General features: G+C 53.9%; 16 protein-coding genes and 1 tRNA gene. 7 read left to right on the top strand and 10 right to left on the bottom strand.

Annotation, left to right across the window (positions count from 1 at the left end):
- On the bottom strand, nucleotides 1-1,418 hold a 1,418-nt coding region (locus H8Q75_RS10270), incomplete at its 3' end, for a CHASE2 domain-containing protein (RefSeq protein WP_297041475.1).
- Between the two features lie 205 nt (nucleotides 1,419-1,623).
- Between H8Q75_RS10270 and chlG the strand changes: the two genes are divergently transcribed.
- Both chlG and H8Q75_RS10260 read left to right on the top strand, forming a co-directional pair.
- On the top strand, nucleotides 1,624-2,619 hold the full coding sequence (chlG, locus tag H8Q75_RS10265) for a chlorophyll synthase ChlG (RefSeq protein ID WP_024124597.1): 996 nt from the start codon (nucleotides 1,624-1,626) through the stop codon (nucleotides 2,617-2,619).
- Nucleotides 2,620-2,628: 9 nt separating this feature from the next.
- On the top strand, nucleotides 2,629-3,564 hold the full coding sequence (locus H8Q75_RS10260; RefSeq protein WP_024124596.1) for an RluA family pseudouridine synthase: 936 nt from the start codon (nucleotides 2,629-2,631) through the stop codon (nucleotides 3,562-3,564).
- A gap of 424 nt (nucleotides 3,565-3,988) precedes the next feature.
- On the opposite strand, the gene H8Q75_RS10255 is transcribed toward H8Q75_RS10260, so the two are convergent.
- Nucleotides 3,989-4,061 (bottom strand) — tRNA-Ala (locus H8Q75_RS10255).
- A gap of 219 nt (nucleotides 4,062-4,280) precedes the next feature.
- Here H8Q75_RS10255 and H8Q75_RS10250 point away from each other — a divergent pair.
- The gene (locus H8Q75_RS10250) at nucleotides 4,281-5,591 is read left to right on the top strand and encodes a PrsW family glutamic-type intramembrane protease (protein ID WP_297041471.1); all 1,311 of its coding nucleotides are present in this window, start codon (nucleotides 4,281-4,283) and stop codon (nucleotides 5,589-5,591) included.
- Nucleotides 5,592-5,665: 74 nt separating this feature from the next.
- On the opposite strand, the gene hisH is transcribed toward H8Q75_RS10250, so the two are convergent.
- Nucleotides 5,666-6,295: an imidazole glycerol phosphate synthase subunit HisH gene (gene hisH / locus H8Q75_RS10245; RefSeq protein WP_024124594.1), complete on the bottom strand. Its 630-nt coding sequence runs from the start codon at nucleotides 6,293-6,295 to the stop codon at nucleotides 5,666-5,668.
- Nucleotides 6,296-6,718: 423 nt separating this feature from the next.
- On the opposite strand from hisH, the gene fumC reads away from it, so the two are divergent.
- Nucleotides 6,719-8,122 carry a class II fumarate hydratase gene (gene fumC, locus H8Q75_RS10240; protein ID WP_024124593.1) on the top strand — a complete coding sequence of 468 codons (1,404 nt, stop codon included), beginning with the start codon at nucleotides 6,719-6,721 and terminating at the stop codon, nucleotides 8,120-8,122.
- Here fumC and H8Q75_RS10235 read toward each other — a convergent pair.
- The 4 genes from H8Q75_RS10235 to psbB form a co-directional block, all read right to left on the bottom strand.
- The gene (locus H8Q75_RS10235) at nucleotides 8,050-9,339 is read right to left on the bottom strand and encodes a dihydroorotase (RefSeq protein WP_024124592.1); all 1,290 of its coding nucleotides are present in this window, start codon (nucleotides 9,337-9,339) and stop codon (nucleotides 8,050-8,052) included. The genes fumC and H8Q75_RS10235 overlap by 73 nt on opposite strands.
- Nucleotides 9,340-9,342: 3 nt before the next feature.
- Entirely contained in the window at nucleotides 9,343-10,749 is a 1,407-nt protein-coding gene (locus H8Q75_RS10230; protein WP_297041466.1) for a histidine phosphatase family protein, read from the bottom strand.
- 147 nt (nucleotides 10,750-10,896) lie between these two features.
- Nucleotides 10,897-10,995: a photosystem II reaction center protein T gene (locus H8Q75_RS10225; protein ID WP_011057371.1), complete on the bottom strand. Its 99-nt coding sequence runs from the start codon at nucleotides 10,993-10,995 to the stop codon at nucleotides 10,897-10,899.
- A gap of 19 nt (nucleotides 10,996-11,014) precedes the next feature.
- Nucleotides 11,015-12,547, bottom strand: a complete 1,533-nt coding sequence (psbB, locus tag H8Q75_RS10220) for a photosystem II chlorophyll-binding protein CP47 (protein ID WP_297041461.1) — start codon at nucleotides 12,545-12,547, stop codon at nucleotides 11,015-11,017.
- 189 nt (nucleotides 12,548-12,736) lie between these two features.
- On the opposite strand from psbB, the gene H8Q75_RS10215 reads away from it, so the two are divergent.
- Nucleotides 12,737-13,063 carry a 2Fe-2S iron-sulfur cluster-binding protein gene (locus H8Q75_RS10215; RefSeq protein ID WP_157869660.1) on the top strand — a complete coding sequence of 109 codons (327 nt, stop codon included), beginning with the start codon at nucleotides 12,737-12,739 and terminating at the stop codon, nucleotides 13,061-13,063.
- 4 nt (nucleotides 13,064-13,067) lie between these two features.
- On the opposite strand, the gene H8Q75_RS10210 is transcribed toward H8Q75_RS10215, so the two are convergent.
- Genes H8Q75_RS10210 through H8Q75_RS10200 form a run of 3 tightly spaced genes read right to left on the bottom strand, consistent with a single transcriptional unit; the run spans nucleotide 13,068 to nucleotide 15,685 of the window.
- On the bottom strand, nucleotides 13,068-14,195 hold the full coding sequence (locus tag H8Q75_RS10210; RefSeq protein WP_024124588.1) for a DUF4350 domain-containing protein: 1,128 nt from the start codon (nucleotides 14,193-14,195) through the stop codon (nucleotides 13,068-13,070).
- Nucleotides 14,192-14,815: a DUF4129 domain-containing protein gene (locus H8Q75_RS10205; RefSeq protein ID WP_024124587.1), complete on the bottom strand. Its 624-nt coding sequence runs from the start codon at nucleotides 14,813-14,815 to the stop codon at nucleotides 14,192-14,194. Before H8Q75_RS10205 ends, H8Q75_RS10210 begins: the two co-directional genes overlap by 4 nt.
- 15 nt (nucleotides 14,816-14,830) lie before the next feature.
- Nucleotides 14,831-15,685: a universal stress protein gene (locus tag H8Q75_RS10200; protein ID WP_024124586.1), complete on the bottom strand. Its 855-nt coding sequence runs from the start codon at nucleotides 15,683-15,685 to the stop codon at nucleotides 14,831-14,833.
- A gap of 175 nt (nucleotides 15,686-15,860) precedes the next feature.
- Between H8Q75_RS10200 and H8Q75_RS10195 the strand changes: the two genes are divergently transcribed.
- Both H8Q75_RS10195 and gatC read left to right on the top strand, forming a co-directional pair.
- Nucleotides 15,861-16,382, top strand: a complete 522-nt coding sequence (locus H8Q75_RS10195) for a photosystem I assembly protein Ycf3 (protein WP_024124585.1) — start codon at nucleotides 15,861-15,863, stop codon at nucleotides 16,380-16,382.
- Between the two features lie 33 nt (nucleotides 16,383-16,415).
- On the top strand, nucleotides 16,416-16,569 hold a 154-nt coding region (gene gatC / locus H8Q75_RS10190; protein ID WP_297041477.1), incomplete at its 3' end, for an Asp-tRNA(Asn)/Glu-tRNA(Gln) amidotransferase subunit GatC.

Here is a 16,569-nt window from a genome sequence, read left to right as displayed (position 1 = left end):
GTCAAGGAAATTGCCGTTTCCGGTTGCACCACCGTTGCCTTGGTATCCGTCTCGAGGCGAGAAACTGCCGTTGGGGAGACTGCGGGAATTTGCGAAAGGGGGGCTGATTCAGGTGGAGTGAATTGACCCATGTCTCCAGTGATTAACTCCAAGGGAGTTCCTAGGGGGCTACTGGAGACAGCCGTTGGCGTAGAGATTGATTCAGCAGGACCCAAAGCGCGATAGCCAAGCATCAAAATCGCTGCACTGCCAAAGCTAACGAGAGGAGCCACCAGCGGAATCCAACTCCCCTGTAAAAAGAGCACAAAGGTGAGACCACTTAGACCCAGTCCCCCAGCAACCAATAGCGGCACAATTACCCAGCGGTGTCCCTTGGCAATAATCAGGGCACCGAGGCCAGACCAAGCGAGAATCCAAAGGGCGATCGCCGCCTGTGGCCATGTACCAATGGGGGAGCGATTATCGAGAGCCGCTGCTAGCAAATCTTCAAGGATGGCTGCTTGAACCACAACACCGGGAGTAAGGCGGTTGGTTTGCCCTAGCAGGGCAATTGGAATCAAAAATTTATCGTTACTGCTGCTGCCAGTGACGCCAATGAGGACGGCGCGATCGCGCACCTTGGAGGGCAGCACTTGACCCTTGAGCACTTCGCTCAGGGTGACTGTTTCATAGGGCTGGGTTGGGTGGGCATAGTTGATCAGGATTTGAAAGCCGGTGGCGTCTAGGTTGTTGTAGCCCCCCCAGTTGCTGGTTAAGGCCTGAAAGCGAGCGGTTCCCAAGTCAAGGCGGTTTTGAGTAACGGATTGGGGATTAACCCCCAGAAAAAGACGCGCCAAGGCAAGGGCAAAGGATTGAGGGGTAGAACAGCGATCACTAGCTTCTGGTTGAGTGGCTAAAACAGCACGGCGCACCACCCCATCATCATCAATGGGAATATCAGCAAACCCCACCTGATCATTCAGCAGTCCAGCGGGGGGGGAAATGCCGGGAGCCGCTTTGCTTCCCACTTTACAGACAATGACGGTGTTGGGTTGGGTTATCATCATCCGTCCGAGGGAGGGCAGCCCATCGGTCGGCAATTTGAAGCGATCAGGAACCGGAAAATCGCGAAAAATATCAATGCCAATGACCCTAGGTTGGTACTCCTGCAATTCATTGATAGCTTGAATGAGCACTTCGTCAGGAATTGGGTACTGCTTGAGGGCTTGAATGTCTGCCTCGGTAATCTCAACAATCAGGAGTCGCTGGGAGGTGGCGGGTGTCGATCGCCAGCGCAGCCATTGGTCATAGACTTTTAATTCCAAGGGTTGCAGGAAGCCACCCACCCGCAGGGCAAGGACACCCAGCGTGGCAATTGCTGTTGCAATAACCGCCGGTAAAGCACGTTTAAGATGATTAGGGATGGATACAGGGGTCATAGCACAACTTGGAACTGTTCCGCTGACGCTGCAAGATCCTAAAAGCAGTTTCGCTTCTATCCTGACCTACACCACGGGCGATCGGCAAATTGAGGAGGGCAACTCTTAACATCCTGCCCACGCCAGAGGCAAACAATATCCCCCTAGGTGGAGGAAAGTGAAACGACTATAATCATTGAGGTGATTGCTGAGCACAACAAGCGCTATGACGGAAACCCCCGATTCAACGACGACTCCAACCTCTTCAGAAAGTACAACAGCAGCGGCACGTCAACTGCTGGGCATGAAGGGTGCCAAAAGCGGTGAGACCAATATCTGGAAAATTCGCCTGCAATTAATGAAGCCAATTACATGGATTCCCCTGATTTGGGGGGTGGTGTGTGGTGCAGCCTCCTCGGGGGGATTTACATGGAGTCTGGAGGATATTCTCAAGGCAGCCACCTGTATGTTTCTGTCGGGGCCTTTGATGGCTGGCTATACGCAAACGCTCAACGATTACTACGATCGCGAGATTGATGCGATCAATGAACCTTACCGTCCCATTCCTTCGGGAGCCATTTCCCTGAATCAAGTGCGGGCGCAGATTATTTTCCTTGTTGTTGCGGGTTTGGCTGTAGCGGTTCTACTCGATCTATGGGCTGACCATCCCACGTTCCCCGTGACCAAAATTGCCTTGCTGGGGGGCTTTTTGGCCTATATTTACTCTGCACCGCCCCTGAAACTAAAAAAGAATGGTTGGTTGGGAAATTATGCCCTCGGAGCAAGCTACATGGCCCTACCGTGGTGGGCAGGTCACGCCCTTTTTGGTGAATTGACGCCAACAATTGTGATCTTGACCTTGATTTACAGTCTGGCGGGCTTGGGGATTGCCATTGTCAATGACTTCAAAAGCGTCGAGGGCGATCGCCAACTGGGTTTGGCGTCTCTGCCTGTGATGTTTGGTATTACCACGGCAGCTTGGATCTGCGTCCTGATGATTGACGTTTTCCAGTTGGGGATTGCGGGCTACCTGATGGCGATCCATGCCAATCTTTATGCTGTGCTGCTGATTTTGCTGATTATTCCCCAAATTGTCTTTCAGGATATGTACTTCCTGCGGGATCCCCTAAAAAACGATGTGAAGTACCAAGCCAGTGCTCAACCCTTTCTGGTTTTAGGGATGCTAGTGGTGGGTTTAGCCCTTGGGCATACGCTGGTGTAGTTGGGGGGCATGACGACATCGCTAACCTTCAGGGTCGAAAAGGGGGGCGATCGCCTCGATGCGTTCCTTGCCCAACAGCATCCTGAGTTCTCGCGATCGCGCTGGCAGCAGTTAATCCAACGGGGCCACGTACGCCTCAATGGTCAAGTTTGCGATCGCAAAAATCAGCCCCTCAGTGGTGGTGAGGTACTGGAGGTGGTGCTCCCTACGCCAGAGCCATTGGATCTAGTCCCTGAACCCCTGCCCCTGAGTATTCTCTACGAGGATGAGGAGTTACTGATTCTCAATAAACCCGTGGATTTAGTGGTGCATCCTGCCCCCGGTCATAGCCACGGCACGCTAGTTCACGGCTTATTAGCTCATTGTCCTGATTTGACGGGCATTGGTGGTGTCCAGCGACCAGGGATTGTGCATCGCCTAGACAAAGACACCTCTGGGGTGATGGTTGTCGCCAAAACAGCGTTTGCCCTACACCATTTGCAACAGCAATTGAAAACGCGGCAAATGCAGCGCCACTACCTTGGTGTTGTCTATGGCCAACCCCCCGAGGACAGTGGAACCATCATGACGCCCATGGGTCGTCACCCGGTGGATCGCAAAAAGATGGCGGTAGTGCCCCCTGAAAAAGGCCGCACTGCCATTACCCACTGGTACGTGAAGGAGCGCTTTCGCCACTGTGCGCTTGTGGAGTTTCGCCTAGAAACGGGGCGCACCCATCAAATCCGCGTCCATGCGGCCCATTTAGGTTGGCCGCTGTTGGGGGATCCCCTCTATGGCCGCGGCAGCCCCCTAAAAGTGAAGCTTCCCGGCCAAGCTCTCCATGCCTATCGCTTACAATTGCAGCATCCCCGGAGTGGCGAAGAGATTGTGGCGATCGCTCCTCTCCCAGGGCATTTAGAAAAACTACTGCGAATATTGCGCCAGCAAGCCCTCAATCAAGGTTGAGGCAAGTCCAATATCAAAAGCCTTGCCAACAAGCCCACTGTGGCTACCAGTGGCTACCAATAGTCCAACAAGAAAGCCCCATGGCCGCGGAGCAGTTCCTGTGTGCTGTTTAGAGATGTCCTGCAATGTGACTTAAGGGTGTCAATGGGCTGTCCCCATTGAGCTTCCACGACCTTAATTGGCTGCTTTAGCTTTGACTTGGGAGCATCAATTTTTAAGGTATTGAAAGCGCTCGTTCGCGGTGGCATGTCTAGCTTTTGTGAATTGTCTGAATAGCAGCCTGCATGCCTTGGATAGTTTCCAAGACTTGGTTGAGTTCAAATTGGGGGCTACGCATTCATCCTTTGACGACAGTAGCGAAAGTCTGCTGAATGACTGTGCCTAGGGGGCAATGAGAAAAAACAAGAAACTTTACTCATTTCGATGGAGCTAAGCGGATTCGAACCGCTGACCCCTTCAATGCCATTGAAGTGCTCTACCAACTGAGCTATAGCCCCGAATCAGCAGAACTTTATCATCACCCAAAGTACTGACCTTTGTCAACTCCTAGTTATAAAGCAAACCTCTACTCAAAAGCGCTACCCCAGTTTTCCCGTTCCCTGTGCTGGTGCGATCGCCCTCCCGATCAAAGCCCGATCATAAGGAAGTATCAAGCGGCCAGTGTATAGTGGGTGTGAGTGCTAAGCAGGTAGGACTTTGGGATTCTCATCGTCCCCTTGCAGTTGACACGGGTACTAATGAATTGCGATCGCTCTCCCCTCAATCCAACCCTGAAGTATGCGGGTGTGCTGCGACAAGTCTCCCCTGAAAGAGGGCAGTTTTGGCTCTCCCAAGAGGATGTGACGATCATTGGCCGCGATCCCGATACTTGTCATATTGTCCTTGACGCTCACATCTATACCTCTGTTTCTCGCCACCATGCCCAATTCACCTGTCAAAAGCGGGGCGCGATTCCCGTGTGGGCGATCGCTGACCTGGGGAGTGTCAATGGTACCTATGTCAATCAACAGCGGGTGGAAACCTTAACTGTGCTCAATGCGGGCGATCGCATTCAATTAGGACGCCAAGGACCCGAATTTGTCCTCGAATACCTACCCCTGACCGAAGTCGTGAGCACCCAGCCCGATCAACCCCTCACCCTCACCCAACTCCTGCCTATTTTTGCGATTCATCCCGACTGGGTACGCAAAGCCTATCTGGTACCGGGGATGGTTACTGTTATTGCGGTCATCCTACTCTTTGCCACTGCCGGCTCCCCCGATGCCTTCAAAGTCATCTTGGCGCTCTACTTAGGGAGTGCTGCCTATTACTTCATCTATCAACTCTGTGGCAAACCCAAACCGATATGGGTTTTACTAGGCACCTTGACGCTGGAAATTTTGATTCTCCAAAGCCCGATTTTGCCAGTCATGATCTATCTTTTCCGCACCGTCTTACCCGGCCAACTGCATCCGCCCCATCCTTCATTTTGGGTGTTATTCAGCCGTAACTTCATTGGTGCCGGATTAATGGAAGAGCTACTCAAGGCCTTACCAATTGGCGTGGCCTATGGGGTGGGGCGATGGCTCCCTAGTCCGTGGAAACAAAAGGTGGGCGTATGGGAACCCCTAGATGGCATTCTTTTGGGAGCGGCTGCTGGCCTCGGTTTTACGTGGACAGAAACCCTTGGGCAGTACGTCCCCAGTATTGCAGGTCAATTTGGTAATTTAGCCGGTCTGCAAGTGCTCATTCCGCGGGTGTTAGGTTCATTGACGGGACATATGGCCTATACGGGCTATTTAGGCTATTGTGTGGGGCTGAGTGTCTTGCGACCCCGTCGCGCTGCCTTGATTTTAACCGTTGGCCTTGGTTTTGCCGCCGGCCTCCACGCCCTTTGGAATACGGCTGCTGCCCGTTTTGGTCCGATGGGTTTGGCAGTGGTGGGGATTGTCGCCTATGTCTTTCTCACCGCTGCTATTTTGAAAGCACGTCAACTGTCCCCTACCCGATCGCAAAACTTTGCCACCCGCTTTTATGGGTACCGTTAGGCCAACTGGCTGTCACTGCTTCAATGGAGTCAATTCAATGGCGTCAATCGATTTAAGACTCAAGAGCTTAGCTATCAATCTTTGGCCAAGGCAACAAAGTTGCGCAGTAATTGCAGACCCACCGCACCGGACTTTTCGGGGTGAAATTGACAAGCAAATAGATTGTTGCGGGCGATCGCTGCCGTTACCGTTTGCCGACCATGGCACACCGTTGCCGCCACTAATGAAGGATCCTCAGGGGCAACAAAGTAGGAGTGGACAAAATAGACCCAAGGGCTCGGTGGTAGATGTTGCCAAAGGGGAGAGGCGGATTGCGTCAAGGTCAGTTGGTTCCAGCCCATGTGGGGGATTGTGAGGCCGGGTTCAGACTGAAAGCGTTTGACTTTGCCTGCAAAAATACCAAGGCCAGGTTCTGTTCCCTCTTCACTACATTCAAAGAGCACTTGGAGACCAAGGCAAATCCCCAAAAAGGGCATTCCCTGCGCAATGATCTGCTCAATGACGGGCACCAGTTCTCGCTCTTGAAGCTGAGCCATGGCGGGATCAAAGGCACCAACGCCGGGAAGCACCACCGCATCCGCTGCGAAAATCTCCGAGGGGCGATCGCTAATGAGAGGGCTGGCGCCGACGACCTCAAGGGCTTTGCTGACGGAGTGCAAATTTCCCATATCGTAGTCAATGATGGCGATCGCTGGTGCGCTCACAGGAGATTCCCCCAAAATTAACCCTACCTAATTCTACAGGGGTGTTCACCACCGCCTGAAAAGGGCTGTACTATGGACCCTGAAGTGCTCAAAAGTGCCTAAGCAAGAGCCCTCCGCTGAGAACAATTCCCCCTCCGATGCCTGAGGAGGTGATTGAGGACTTAAAACCGGTTGATCCCCTACTTCGCTTGTCAGAGTATCAACCGTCTGTGCCAGCTTATATTGGGCAAGGATTGCCCAGCAATCTAGAGCCTTTAGAGAGGAACGCCACATTGTCTGTATTATCTGTAATTATCTATATGCCAGTCTTAAGCACCATGGTGTCAGCCATGAAGTCCTTTAAGGGGCACGCAAGGAAGGAATGGGCAGTGAGTTGGGATAATTCTCTATTAATGATTGTAATGATTGGTTGAATCGTTCTGCATGACAACTGAAACTCGCCTAGAATACGATTCCCTCGGTGCCGTTGAGGTGCCTGCGGATTGCTATTGGGGGGCTCAGACGGCACGTTCCCTCAAGTACTTTGCCATTGGCAGTCAGCCCATGCCCCTAGAGGTGATCCATGCCATGGCACGGCTCAAGAGGGCGGCGGCGATCGCCAACCGTGATTTGGGGGTTTTAGACCCTGAGAAAGCCAAATGGATTATTCAAGCCGCCGATGAAGTCATTGCAGGACAGTGGGATGATCAGTTTCCCCTCTCCATCTGGCAGACGGGTAGCGGCACTCAAACGAATATGAATGTCAATGAGGTAATTGCCAACCGTGCCATTGAGCTGGCGGGAGGAGTGAAGGGGAGCAAAAGCCCCATCCATCCCAACGATCATGTGAACTGTAGCCAGTCCTCCAATGACACCTTTCCCACGGCCATGCATGTTGCCACAGTCCTTGCCCTGCAGGAGCGCCTGCTGCCAACGCTGCGCCATCTCTTGACGGTATTGCAGGAAAAGGCAGCTGCCTTTGCGGAGATTATCAAAATTGGCCGTACCCATTTAATGGATGCCGTCCCCTTGACCCTAGGTCAGGAATTCACTGGTTACGCCAGTCAAATTGCGGCCGGTCAAGCCCATATTGAATATGCCCTGCAGCATCTGTATCCCCTTGCCATTGGCGCTACAGCAGTAGGGACGGGGTTGAATGCACCCGCTGGTTTTGGCGATCGCGTGGCAGCAGAATTAGCCCAAATGACGGGGTATCCCTTTCGCAAAGCTGAAAATCCCTTTGCCGCCTTGGCAGCCCATGATCCCCTCGTGATGCTCAGTGGTGCTCTCAAAACCCTGGCTGCCGCACTGATGAAAATAGCCAACGATATTCGTTGGTTGGGCTCGGGACCGCGCTGTGGTCTGGGGGAATTGACGTTACCTGCCAATGAACCGGGGTCATCGATTATGCCCGGCAAGGTGAACCCCACCCAATGCGAAGCCTTGACGATGGTGTGCGTTCAGGTCATGGGCAACGATGCAGCGGTGGGAATAGCGGGCAGCCAAGGAAATTTTGAGTTAAATGTCTATAAGCCCTTGATCATTCACAATGTGCTGCAATCTATTGCCCTCCTGAGTGATGCGGTTCAATCGTTTACCGACCATTGCTTGGTGGGAGTTGAGCCAAATCGGCAGCAAATTCAAACCTATGTGGAGCGATCGCTGATGTTGGTGACGGCTCTCAATCCCCACATAGGCTATGACAAGGCGGCAGCAGTCGCGAAAAAGGCCTACAGTGAGGGTAAAACGCTTAAGGAAGCGGCTGTGGAATTGGGCTATCTCACTGCTGAGGAGTTTGACCGGTGGGTACGACCAGAGCGGATGCTTGGCGAAAAGGGCACCAGTTGACCCCGCAGGGATTGTTGCCAAAAAGGGGTGTTGCGAGCGCGCGATCGCAGGCTTTGGGGCGTGACTGTCCAAGTAACGCTGGAATCAAAGAGAACAAAGTTGCGACTGTGGGGTTCTAGGCGGGGTGGCTCCATGCCCAAAATACGCGCCGGTGCCGTGCTGAGGGCGTGCCAAAGCTGCAGGGCGCTCACGTACTCCTTGGCAACCAGTTCCTGCCACAGAGCCGGTAGGGCTAATTCAAGGCCAATGGCGCCGGGGAGTGCCTCGGCAAAGGAAACCATTTTTTCTTCGTAGAGCAGGGGGGTGTGGTCAATGGCGATCGCCTCAATGATTCCCGTTTTGATGCCTTCAATCAACGCTTGGCGATCGCTGGCCGTTCCTAGGGGTGGGTCAAGGCGGAGATTCGGATCGTAGTTGGCTAAGTCCTCAACCTCAAAAAGTAGATGCAACCAACACACACTGGCACTCACCTGTTCGGGTTTGTCCTTAGCGAGAATCTCGACACTGCGAGCGGTTGACAGGCGCATTAGGTGAATCGGCGTTGAGACCGTGCGTGCCAATTCCAAAATCGCCAATAGCGGAATGGTTTCACAGCAGACCAGTTGCTCCGCCAAGCCTAAACGCGTGGCAACCCCACTTTGCCGCGCCACACCCTTCGCCGCCAAGGCCGAATCAAAGGGCCAAAGGGCAACGGGTTTTCCCAGGGGCTGGACATAGGTTAGTGCCCGCTGTACTAAGGGCCAATGGGTCAAGCCGCGGTCATCACAAAAACCAACCACACCACTGGCCGCCAGTTCAGCTAAATTCGTTAGGGCGGCTCCCTTGCATCCTTGGGTGAGTGCGCCCCAAACCCGTACCTGTGGCCAAGCGGTGGGGGGTATCTGCCGTTGTAGTGCTTGCCAAAGGGCAGGATCATCAATCACAGGTTCCGTGGTGGGCAATAGGTTTAAATACTGCACCCCCCCGGCAGCAGCGGCGGCCAAAAGGCTATCTAGGGTTTCTCGTGCCTCGTAGCCCGGTTGACCACTGTGGCTGTAGAGATCCACCAGAGGCGGTGCCAAAACCCAGTCTGAGGCATCAATAACTTCGGCATCCGGGGGAATCGCTGCGGGGGCGATCGCCACCAGTTGATCCTCTTCTAGCAGCACATCCGCGCGTTGGTCTTGGCGGTTGACGGGATCCAGCAGCCGCACCTGTTGCAACAATCGCCACACCATCCCCTACAGCGCTCCCGCCGCCGTCCGATCCAGTACCCCTCCCAAATGGGTGGTGATATTCACTGCCTGCAAGCGCGGCAGACCTCCCTTGAGGGGATAGTCAATCACCGTGACGCTGCCATTTCCCTGCTTAAAGAGCCAGAAGTTTTCAATGCCAAGACCAACAATGTGGCAGAGCAAGACCTTATTGGTGGCATCGTGGGCCACGACCAAGACATTGTGGGGGGTGGGAGCATTGGTTTTCCAGCGCTGCAGCCAGAGTTCCCAGGCCTTGACCACGCGATCGCGCACCTGTTCGAGGTTTTCGCCATTGGGCATTTGTACAAGGGCAGGGGTGGTCCGCCAACGTTCCAGTTCACCCGGGTAGGCCGCCTCCACCTCGGGTTCAAACTTGCCCTCCCAGTCCCCATGGCTAATCTCTGCAAGGGCTGGCTCTAACTCCAGCTGCACATTGGGGTGGTACTGCAAAATTGCCAAGGCCGTATCCTTGGGACGCAGGAGTGGACTACTCAAGGCATGGTGGAAGGGGACATCCTTGAGAAACTCAGCCACTGCCGCCGCTTGGGCACGGCCATTTTCATTGAGGGGCACATCCATTTGCCCTTGGAAGCGTCCTGCACGGTTCCAGTCCGTTTCACCGTGGCGGACAAGAAAGACCCGCAGCGTTTGCTCCTTGAAGCGGGGCTGTGGAAAGGGATCATTGAGATGGCTAGTGAGATTGAGAGCTTCCAGTTGAGCGGGTTGCCGCAAGCCGTTGCTGAAATTTAAGACACTAATGCCACCATTGGCCTGCTGCAGCCGCAGGTAACCCTTGACCCCCAAGCCGAGGCCCGTGCAGATCAAGGCACGGTTCATGCCACTATGCCCCACAATGACAATCGTTTCATTGGCGTGAGCCGCTAGCAGCCTTTCCAAGACCATGCCCGCGCGATCGTAGAGATCCAGTAGCGGGAAAAACTCCTTGGTTTGGCCACTTTCTGTGGTGATTTTCATCATCAAAGTGTCTGGGGCTTCCTGCCAGCGGCGATAGTCCTCTGGAAACCGAGCCTTCACTTCGGCAAAGGGGAGATCTTCCCAAGCTGGCAGCGCAATCTCTTTGAGCAGATCAAGGGAATGGGGTGGCTTGAGTTCGGTGTTTTGGAGCTGAGCATGGATGACCTCTGCGGTTTCCTTTGCCCGTTTCAGGGGACTGGTGTAAATTTTGCGAATGGGAATACCCCGCAGCGCTAGACCCACTTGGGCCGCCATCCAACGACCGCGCTCCGTGAGCGCAGAGGCATCACTGTGACCTTGCACTCGCTCTTGGACATTAAACGTGCTTTCACCGTGGCGGACAATAATGACTCGGGTACTCAGAGGTTTCTCCTTAGCGATTGACAGACAACAAGCTTGGGCATCCCACTGTGCCATAAAGACTGTACCAGAAACCGCGGCGTCGGAAGCGAAAGATTCAGGAATCGGCGCCCCTCATCTCCCTGAAGATCAAATAAACATCAAAAAACCGACCGCAGGGGCGATCGGCAAGTATTAAAGCCCTCTTTAGGGATGGGTCAGAGGCTACTTCTTAGTGATCCGCGGCGGCTCACGAAAGAAGATGGCAAAGAAGAACAGGGCGATAATGCAGGCAAAGATGAAAACGTAGGTGATGGTTTCCATAGTAGTCCCCTAGGAATGACTAAACAGCTTCCTTGCGGCGAGTGGTGACATCGCCCACTTTTTGATAGAAGCCCCATTCCACTTGCTCCGGCGACAGTTCTGGATCAATCCCAGAGAAGACATCGCGGAACAGGGTACGGGCACCGTGCCAAATGTGACCAAAGAAGAAGAGCAAGGCAAACACCGCATGGGCAAAGGTGAACCAGCCACGGGGACTGGTGCGGAAAATCCCGTCGGAGTTCAGGGTTTCCTGATCGAATTCGAAGATCTCACCGAAGATGGCCTTACGGGCATAGCTCTTGACGGTGGGTGGATCAGTGAAGGTTTGGCCGTTCAATTCACCACCGTAGAAGCTGACGGTAACCCCCTGTTGCTCAAAGCTATACTTCGACTCCGCACGACGGAAGGGAATGTCGGCTTTGACAACGCCGTTTTTATCGGTGAGGATGACCGGGAAGGTTTCAAAGAAGGCAGGCATCCGACGCACAAAGAGTTCTTCACCCTCTTTGTTGCGGAAGACGGCATGGCCTTTCCAAGCTTGGGCAATTCCATCCACTTTATTCATCGAGCCAGTACGGAAGAGACCACCTTTAGCGGGGTTATTGCCAATGTAATCGTAGAAGGCCAGTTTCTCTGGAATAGCCGACCAAGCTTCTTCCAGGGTGGCGCCACTGGCGAGAGAGGCCTGCACGCGCCGGTTAATTTCCTGTTGGAAGTAGCTACTGTCCCACTGATAGCGAGTCGGCCCAAAGAGTTCAATGGGCGTGGTGGCACTGCCATACCACATCGTGCCAGCAACGACAAAGGCGGCAAAGAAGACGGCCGCAATACTGCTGGAGAGGACGGTTTCGATATTCCCCATGCGCAGAGCTTTGTAAAGCCGCTGGGGTGGACGCACCAGTATGTGAAAGAGGCCAGCAATAATACCGACAATGCCTGCGGCGATATGGTGAGCCACAACACCACCGGGATTGTAGGGGTTAAAGCCATCGGGTCCCCATTCGGGGGCAACAGGCTGGACGCTGCCCGTCAAGCCATAGGGGTCAGAAACCCACATCCCAGGGCCAAACAGACCCGTCAGGTGAAAGGCGCCAAAGCTAAAGCACAGCAGACCAGCAAGGAACAGGTGAATCCCGAACATTTTCGGCAAATCGAGGGCAGGCTCACCGGTGCGAGGATCACGAAAGAGTTCGAGATCCCAATAGACCCAGTGCCAACAGGCTGCCAAGAATAACAGACCCGACAGGACGATGTGGGCTAGGGCAACCCCCTCAAAGCTCCAGAAACCGGGGTCAATCCCCGTTTCGCCAGTAATGCTCCAACCGCTCCAAGACCCCGTGACCCCCAACCGTGCCATAAAGGGCAGCACAAACATTCCCTGCCGCCACATGGGGTTGAGAACGGGATCACTGGGATCAAAAATAGCGAGCTCATAAAGAGCCATCGACCCTGCCCAACCGGCGACCAATGCCGTGTGCATCAGGTGGGCCGCAATCAACCGCCCTGGATCATTGATCAGGACAGTGTGGACTCGGTACCAGGGTAGTCCCATTGACTACGCTCCTCCTATACAAAAATTTAGCGTTTGCATGAACAAATTTTATTAAGCAGCCGGATCACGGTAACAACCGCTTCCCTACTAAGAGTTTAACGGCCAATTTACCCGTAACTTCAGCTACGGTTGGGCAGTTTTTCTGCCAAAATGAGAATGTATTAAGAATGGTAACTAGCCTAGGTTCCTATGGCAAGCAAAGCTGAATTCGTGGGCACAAATATTAAGTTTGTTAACGAAAACAAGGAAATTGTTGCTGCTGATGGTGCGAATCTGCGCTTAAAAGCAATGGAAACGGGGGTTGACCTCTATACCCTTAAGGGCAAGCTCTTTAATTGTGGGGGCTATGGCCAGTGTGGCACCTGTATTGTTGAGATTGTCGAAGGCATGGAAAACCTCTCGCCCCGCACCCCTGTGGAAGAGCGCAAGCTCCGCCGTAAGCCCGAAAATTATCGTTTGGCTTGTCAAACCCTTGTCTATGGGCCAGTGTCTGTGAAGACAAAGCCAAAGGGCTAGGTAATCAAACAGTCGTTTTCAGAGTTTGTAGGACATTAGCGGCCTGCTCTAGCCACCTGAGCAACTGGGCATCGTCAACCCTATGGCGGATACGGAGCAGGTCTTGAAGGGGGTCAGGCGATCGCCCCGTTGCACTCTGCCATGCTTGAAGGAGTTCAGAATCTTGAGGCAGATGAGGGGGACTGGCTGCAAGGCCGAGTTGCTGAGCTAAGTCGTAGCGAAAGCGATCTTGAAGCTGTTCTAGGACAAACTGCCGCTGCTGTGCCCGCCGCAGAACCCCCGCGAGGGCCTCAATATAGGCAGCACTATTACTGGTGACAGGTTCCTTTTCCAGCAGCGGTGGCCCAAAACGCTGACTTTGCTGCCATAGCAAAAGGAGGAGCAACAGGGCAAACTGCAACCCCACAGCCAACCAAGGGGTGCGACTGAAGTAGTCGAAGAGGGTTTGAGGCACCCTCTCCCTAGGCACCTCCTCTGAAGTGCGTTGGCGGTAGCCGTGGAGCCATTCATCAAAGTATAGTGTTGTTCGCGGTTCGGCTATCTCCTGCAGGAGCTGAGCTACAACCGCAAAGTTGGCAAGACCGGTTTCACCGCCATAGGCATTGGCCACTAACCAGGGATAGACGCCAAGGATGCGCTGTTCATGGTTATGGGGAGTATTAGAGCGTCTGAGATAGACAATCAAACCGTGATCATCCCTAAGGAGAGAGCGATCGCCCTGTTGCAAAGGAACGCGGCGGCGGGTTTCAATCAAGACAGTGCCCAGGGGCATTGAGAGCCGCGTCTCAAAGGGGGCTGCCGTGGGTTCGCCGTGCCAGTAAAAGCGCACCAGCGTATTGCCCTGAGCCAGCCACGCCACAAGGGTCGGTGGCCAACCGATGGGACGACCAGTGATTTGAATGAGAATGTGCCCTTTGCCCTTGAGGTTGCTATAGTTATGCTGCCAGCGCTCCACCCGCAACCCCTGCTGCTCTAGGTAAGTATAAAACTGCTGCGTGCCCCACGGAGAGGAATCAAAGGAGGAGCCAGCGCGGCTACTGGGAGCCACCGCCACCATCAGGAGGCCGATCGCCAACAGCACAAGGACAGCGAAGCCAAGGAAAAACCACTGCCGACGCTTGATCGCGATCATTGCTGGGTCTCCCGCAGGAAGGGTTCCACCTCAAAATAGGCCGCTTGACAGCTGGCTAGGGTTTGGGCATCCACTGGCTCGGCGCCATAGTAACTGCGACTGTGAACTTGAAAGAGATGCTGGATACTCCGCCCTACAGTTGGCGATCGCTCCCCCAGTTGAAAGAGCCGCTCCAATTCCCCCAGGTAGTCGCCATTGGTCCAGTGGGTCTGAAGCCGCAGCCAGCCTGCCTCCTGCAACCGATACAACAAGGCCATGTAAAAGGCGCGGCAGGCCCCTCTATAGTCCCCCGCCAATTGTAGGTTTTGGGCAAGTTCCAGCCATTCCCGCACCGGTCTGGGTCGCTCCCCAAGGGTAGAAATTGCTGTTGGTGAAGAGGAGCGCGATCGCCGTTGCCACCATCGCCAGAGGCTGCGTCCTAGGAAATAGAGGCCTACGCCGAGGCCAATCAGCAAGACCCCCTGAAGGAACCAGCGTAGCCATCCCTCTAAGGAGGGGTGGTCTTGCCAAAAGGGCTCTGTTTGCTGGCGAAAGAGTTGGAGAAAGGTGTACTCAAGGGCTTCACGCAGTTGTTGCCACTGGCGATCGCTCTGCCAGCGCAAATCATCCCAAAAAGTCACCGCCGCTAGACCCGCCTAGGCCTCCGCTTGTCGCACAAAGAGCACGGGACACTCGGCATAGACCCGGACATAGTCAGAAAGGGAAGTGCCCAAAAGGCGATCCAAGTCGGGTAAACTGCGAGCGATCGAGGGCCGCCGATCCGGAGAACCCAGAACCAGGAGATCGGCATTGGTATCAGCAGCAATGCGGCAGATTTCTTCAGCGGGTTTGCCGGTGGTCAGGACACACTGGTATTCCACACCCCGCTGCTTAGCCACCGTTGCGGCTTCGGCAAGAAGCGGCTCTTTTTCGGCAGCACTGCTGGGGGTATCAGCATGACCCTTGAGGTCAGGATTGACGTGGGCAAGAATGAGTTTGCCGCCCTTGACCCCCTCCATTAGGCGCACTGCTAAGTCCAAGGAGGCTTTGGCTGCAGCAGAATGATTGAGTGCCACCATGATGCGGTTGATTTTCTTGACGTAGATGTCATCGCGCACTAGGAGCATCGGCCGCGAAGACAGTTGAAACACATACTGGCTAACGGAGTTTTCGAGAATGGATTGCAGGCGCTTGAGTCCCCGCGATCCCATAATGATCAAGTCGGCATTGATTTCATCGGCCACGTGGAGCACTGTATCCTTAGGATCGCCCTCCCGCAGCATAGTATTGACGCTAATGACGGGGTCAAGGTGCAGTCGGGCAACAGCTTCCGCTAGGAGTTTGGCACCTGCTTGACGTTGTTCGGCCATCTCCTCGGCAGTAATTTTCGGTGGAATCACGTGCAAAACGGTGACGGCAGCCCGTTGAATCGCTGGCAACTCCATCAGCGACTTGAGCATTTGTTCGGATTGTCCAGTTCCTGAGTCTGCCAATAGAATATTTTCAATCATAAATCTTAAACTCCCAAAGCTGGTGAGTATCACGGCACGGAGGGCCACTAGGACGATCTTAGGGCTGCCTTAGGAGCTTCTTGGCGGAACGCTACAAATCTTAGGCATTGGCTAGAGGGGCGATCGCGGGTGGTGCTTTTGATACACTAGGCAAGAGGCCGTTCAAGGAAGCCCTATGCCGCGATCGCAACGGAACGACAATTTTATTGACAAAACCTTTACGGTCATGGCTGACCTCATTCTCAAGGTCTTGCCCACCAGTTCGCAGTCAAAAACTGCCTTTGCCTATTATCGCGATGGCATGTCTGCCCAAGCGGATGGAGAATATGCCGAGGCGCTGGAGAACTACCAGGCAGCCCTAGAACTAGAGGAAGACCCCACCGATCGCAGCTACATTCTCTACAATATTGGCCTGATCCATGCCAGCAATGGCGAGCATGAAAAAGCCTTGGAGTATTACCACCAAGCCCTTGAACTCAATCCCCGCATGCCCCAAGCCCTCAACAATATCGCAGTGATCTACCACTACTTGGGGACACAGGCACAAGAGCAGCAGCGCTTGGAGGAGGCTGAACAACTCTTTGATCGTGCCGCCGACTATTGGAAGCGAGCAATTCAACTGGCCCCCAATAACTATATAGAGGCGCAGAACTGGCTGAAAACCACTGGCCGCTCCAATATTGATGTGTATTTCTAAAAAACTTCTCGAAAATTTCTATAAGGATCACCAATGGCAACCAAAGTCATTACTGCAGAAGATGTGCGCAAGGTGGCTCATTTAGCTCGCCTTGCCATTGATGACCGTGAAATTGAAGCACTGACCCAGCAACTAGATAGCATCCTCGACTATGTCAATCAACTGAGTGAACTGGATGTTACGGAGG

It is taken from the genome of Thermosynechococcus sp. OHK43, from assembly GCF_014466085.1.
In the GTDB taxonomy this organism is placed as follows: domain Bacteria; phylum Cyanobacteriota; class Cyanobacteriia; order Thermosynechococcales; family Thermosynechococcaceae; genus Thermosynechococcus.
Note: the sequence above shows the minus strand (reverse complement) of the source record. Positions and strands in the feature narration are given on the sequence as shown.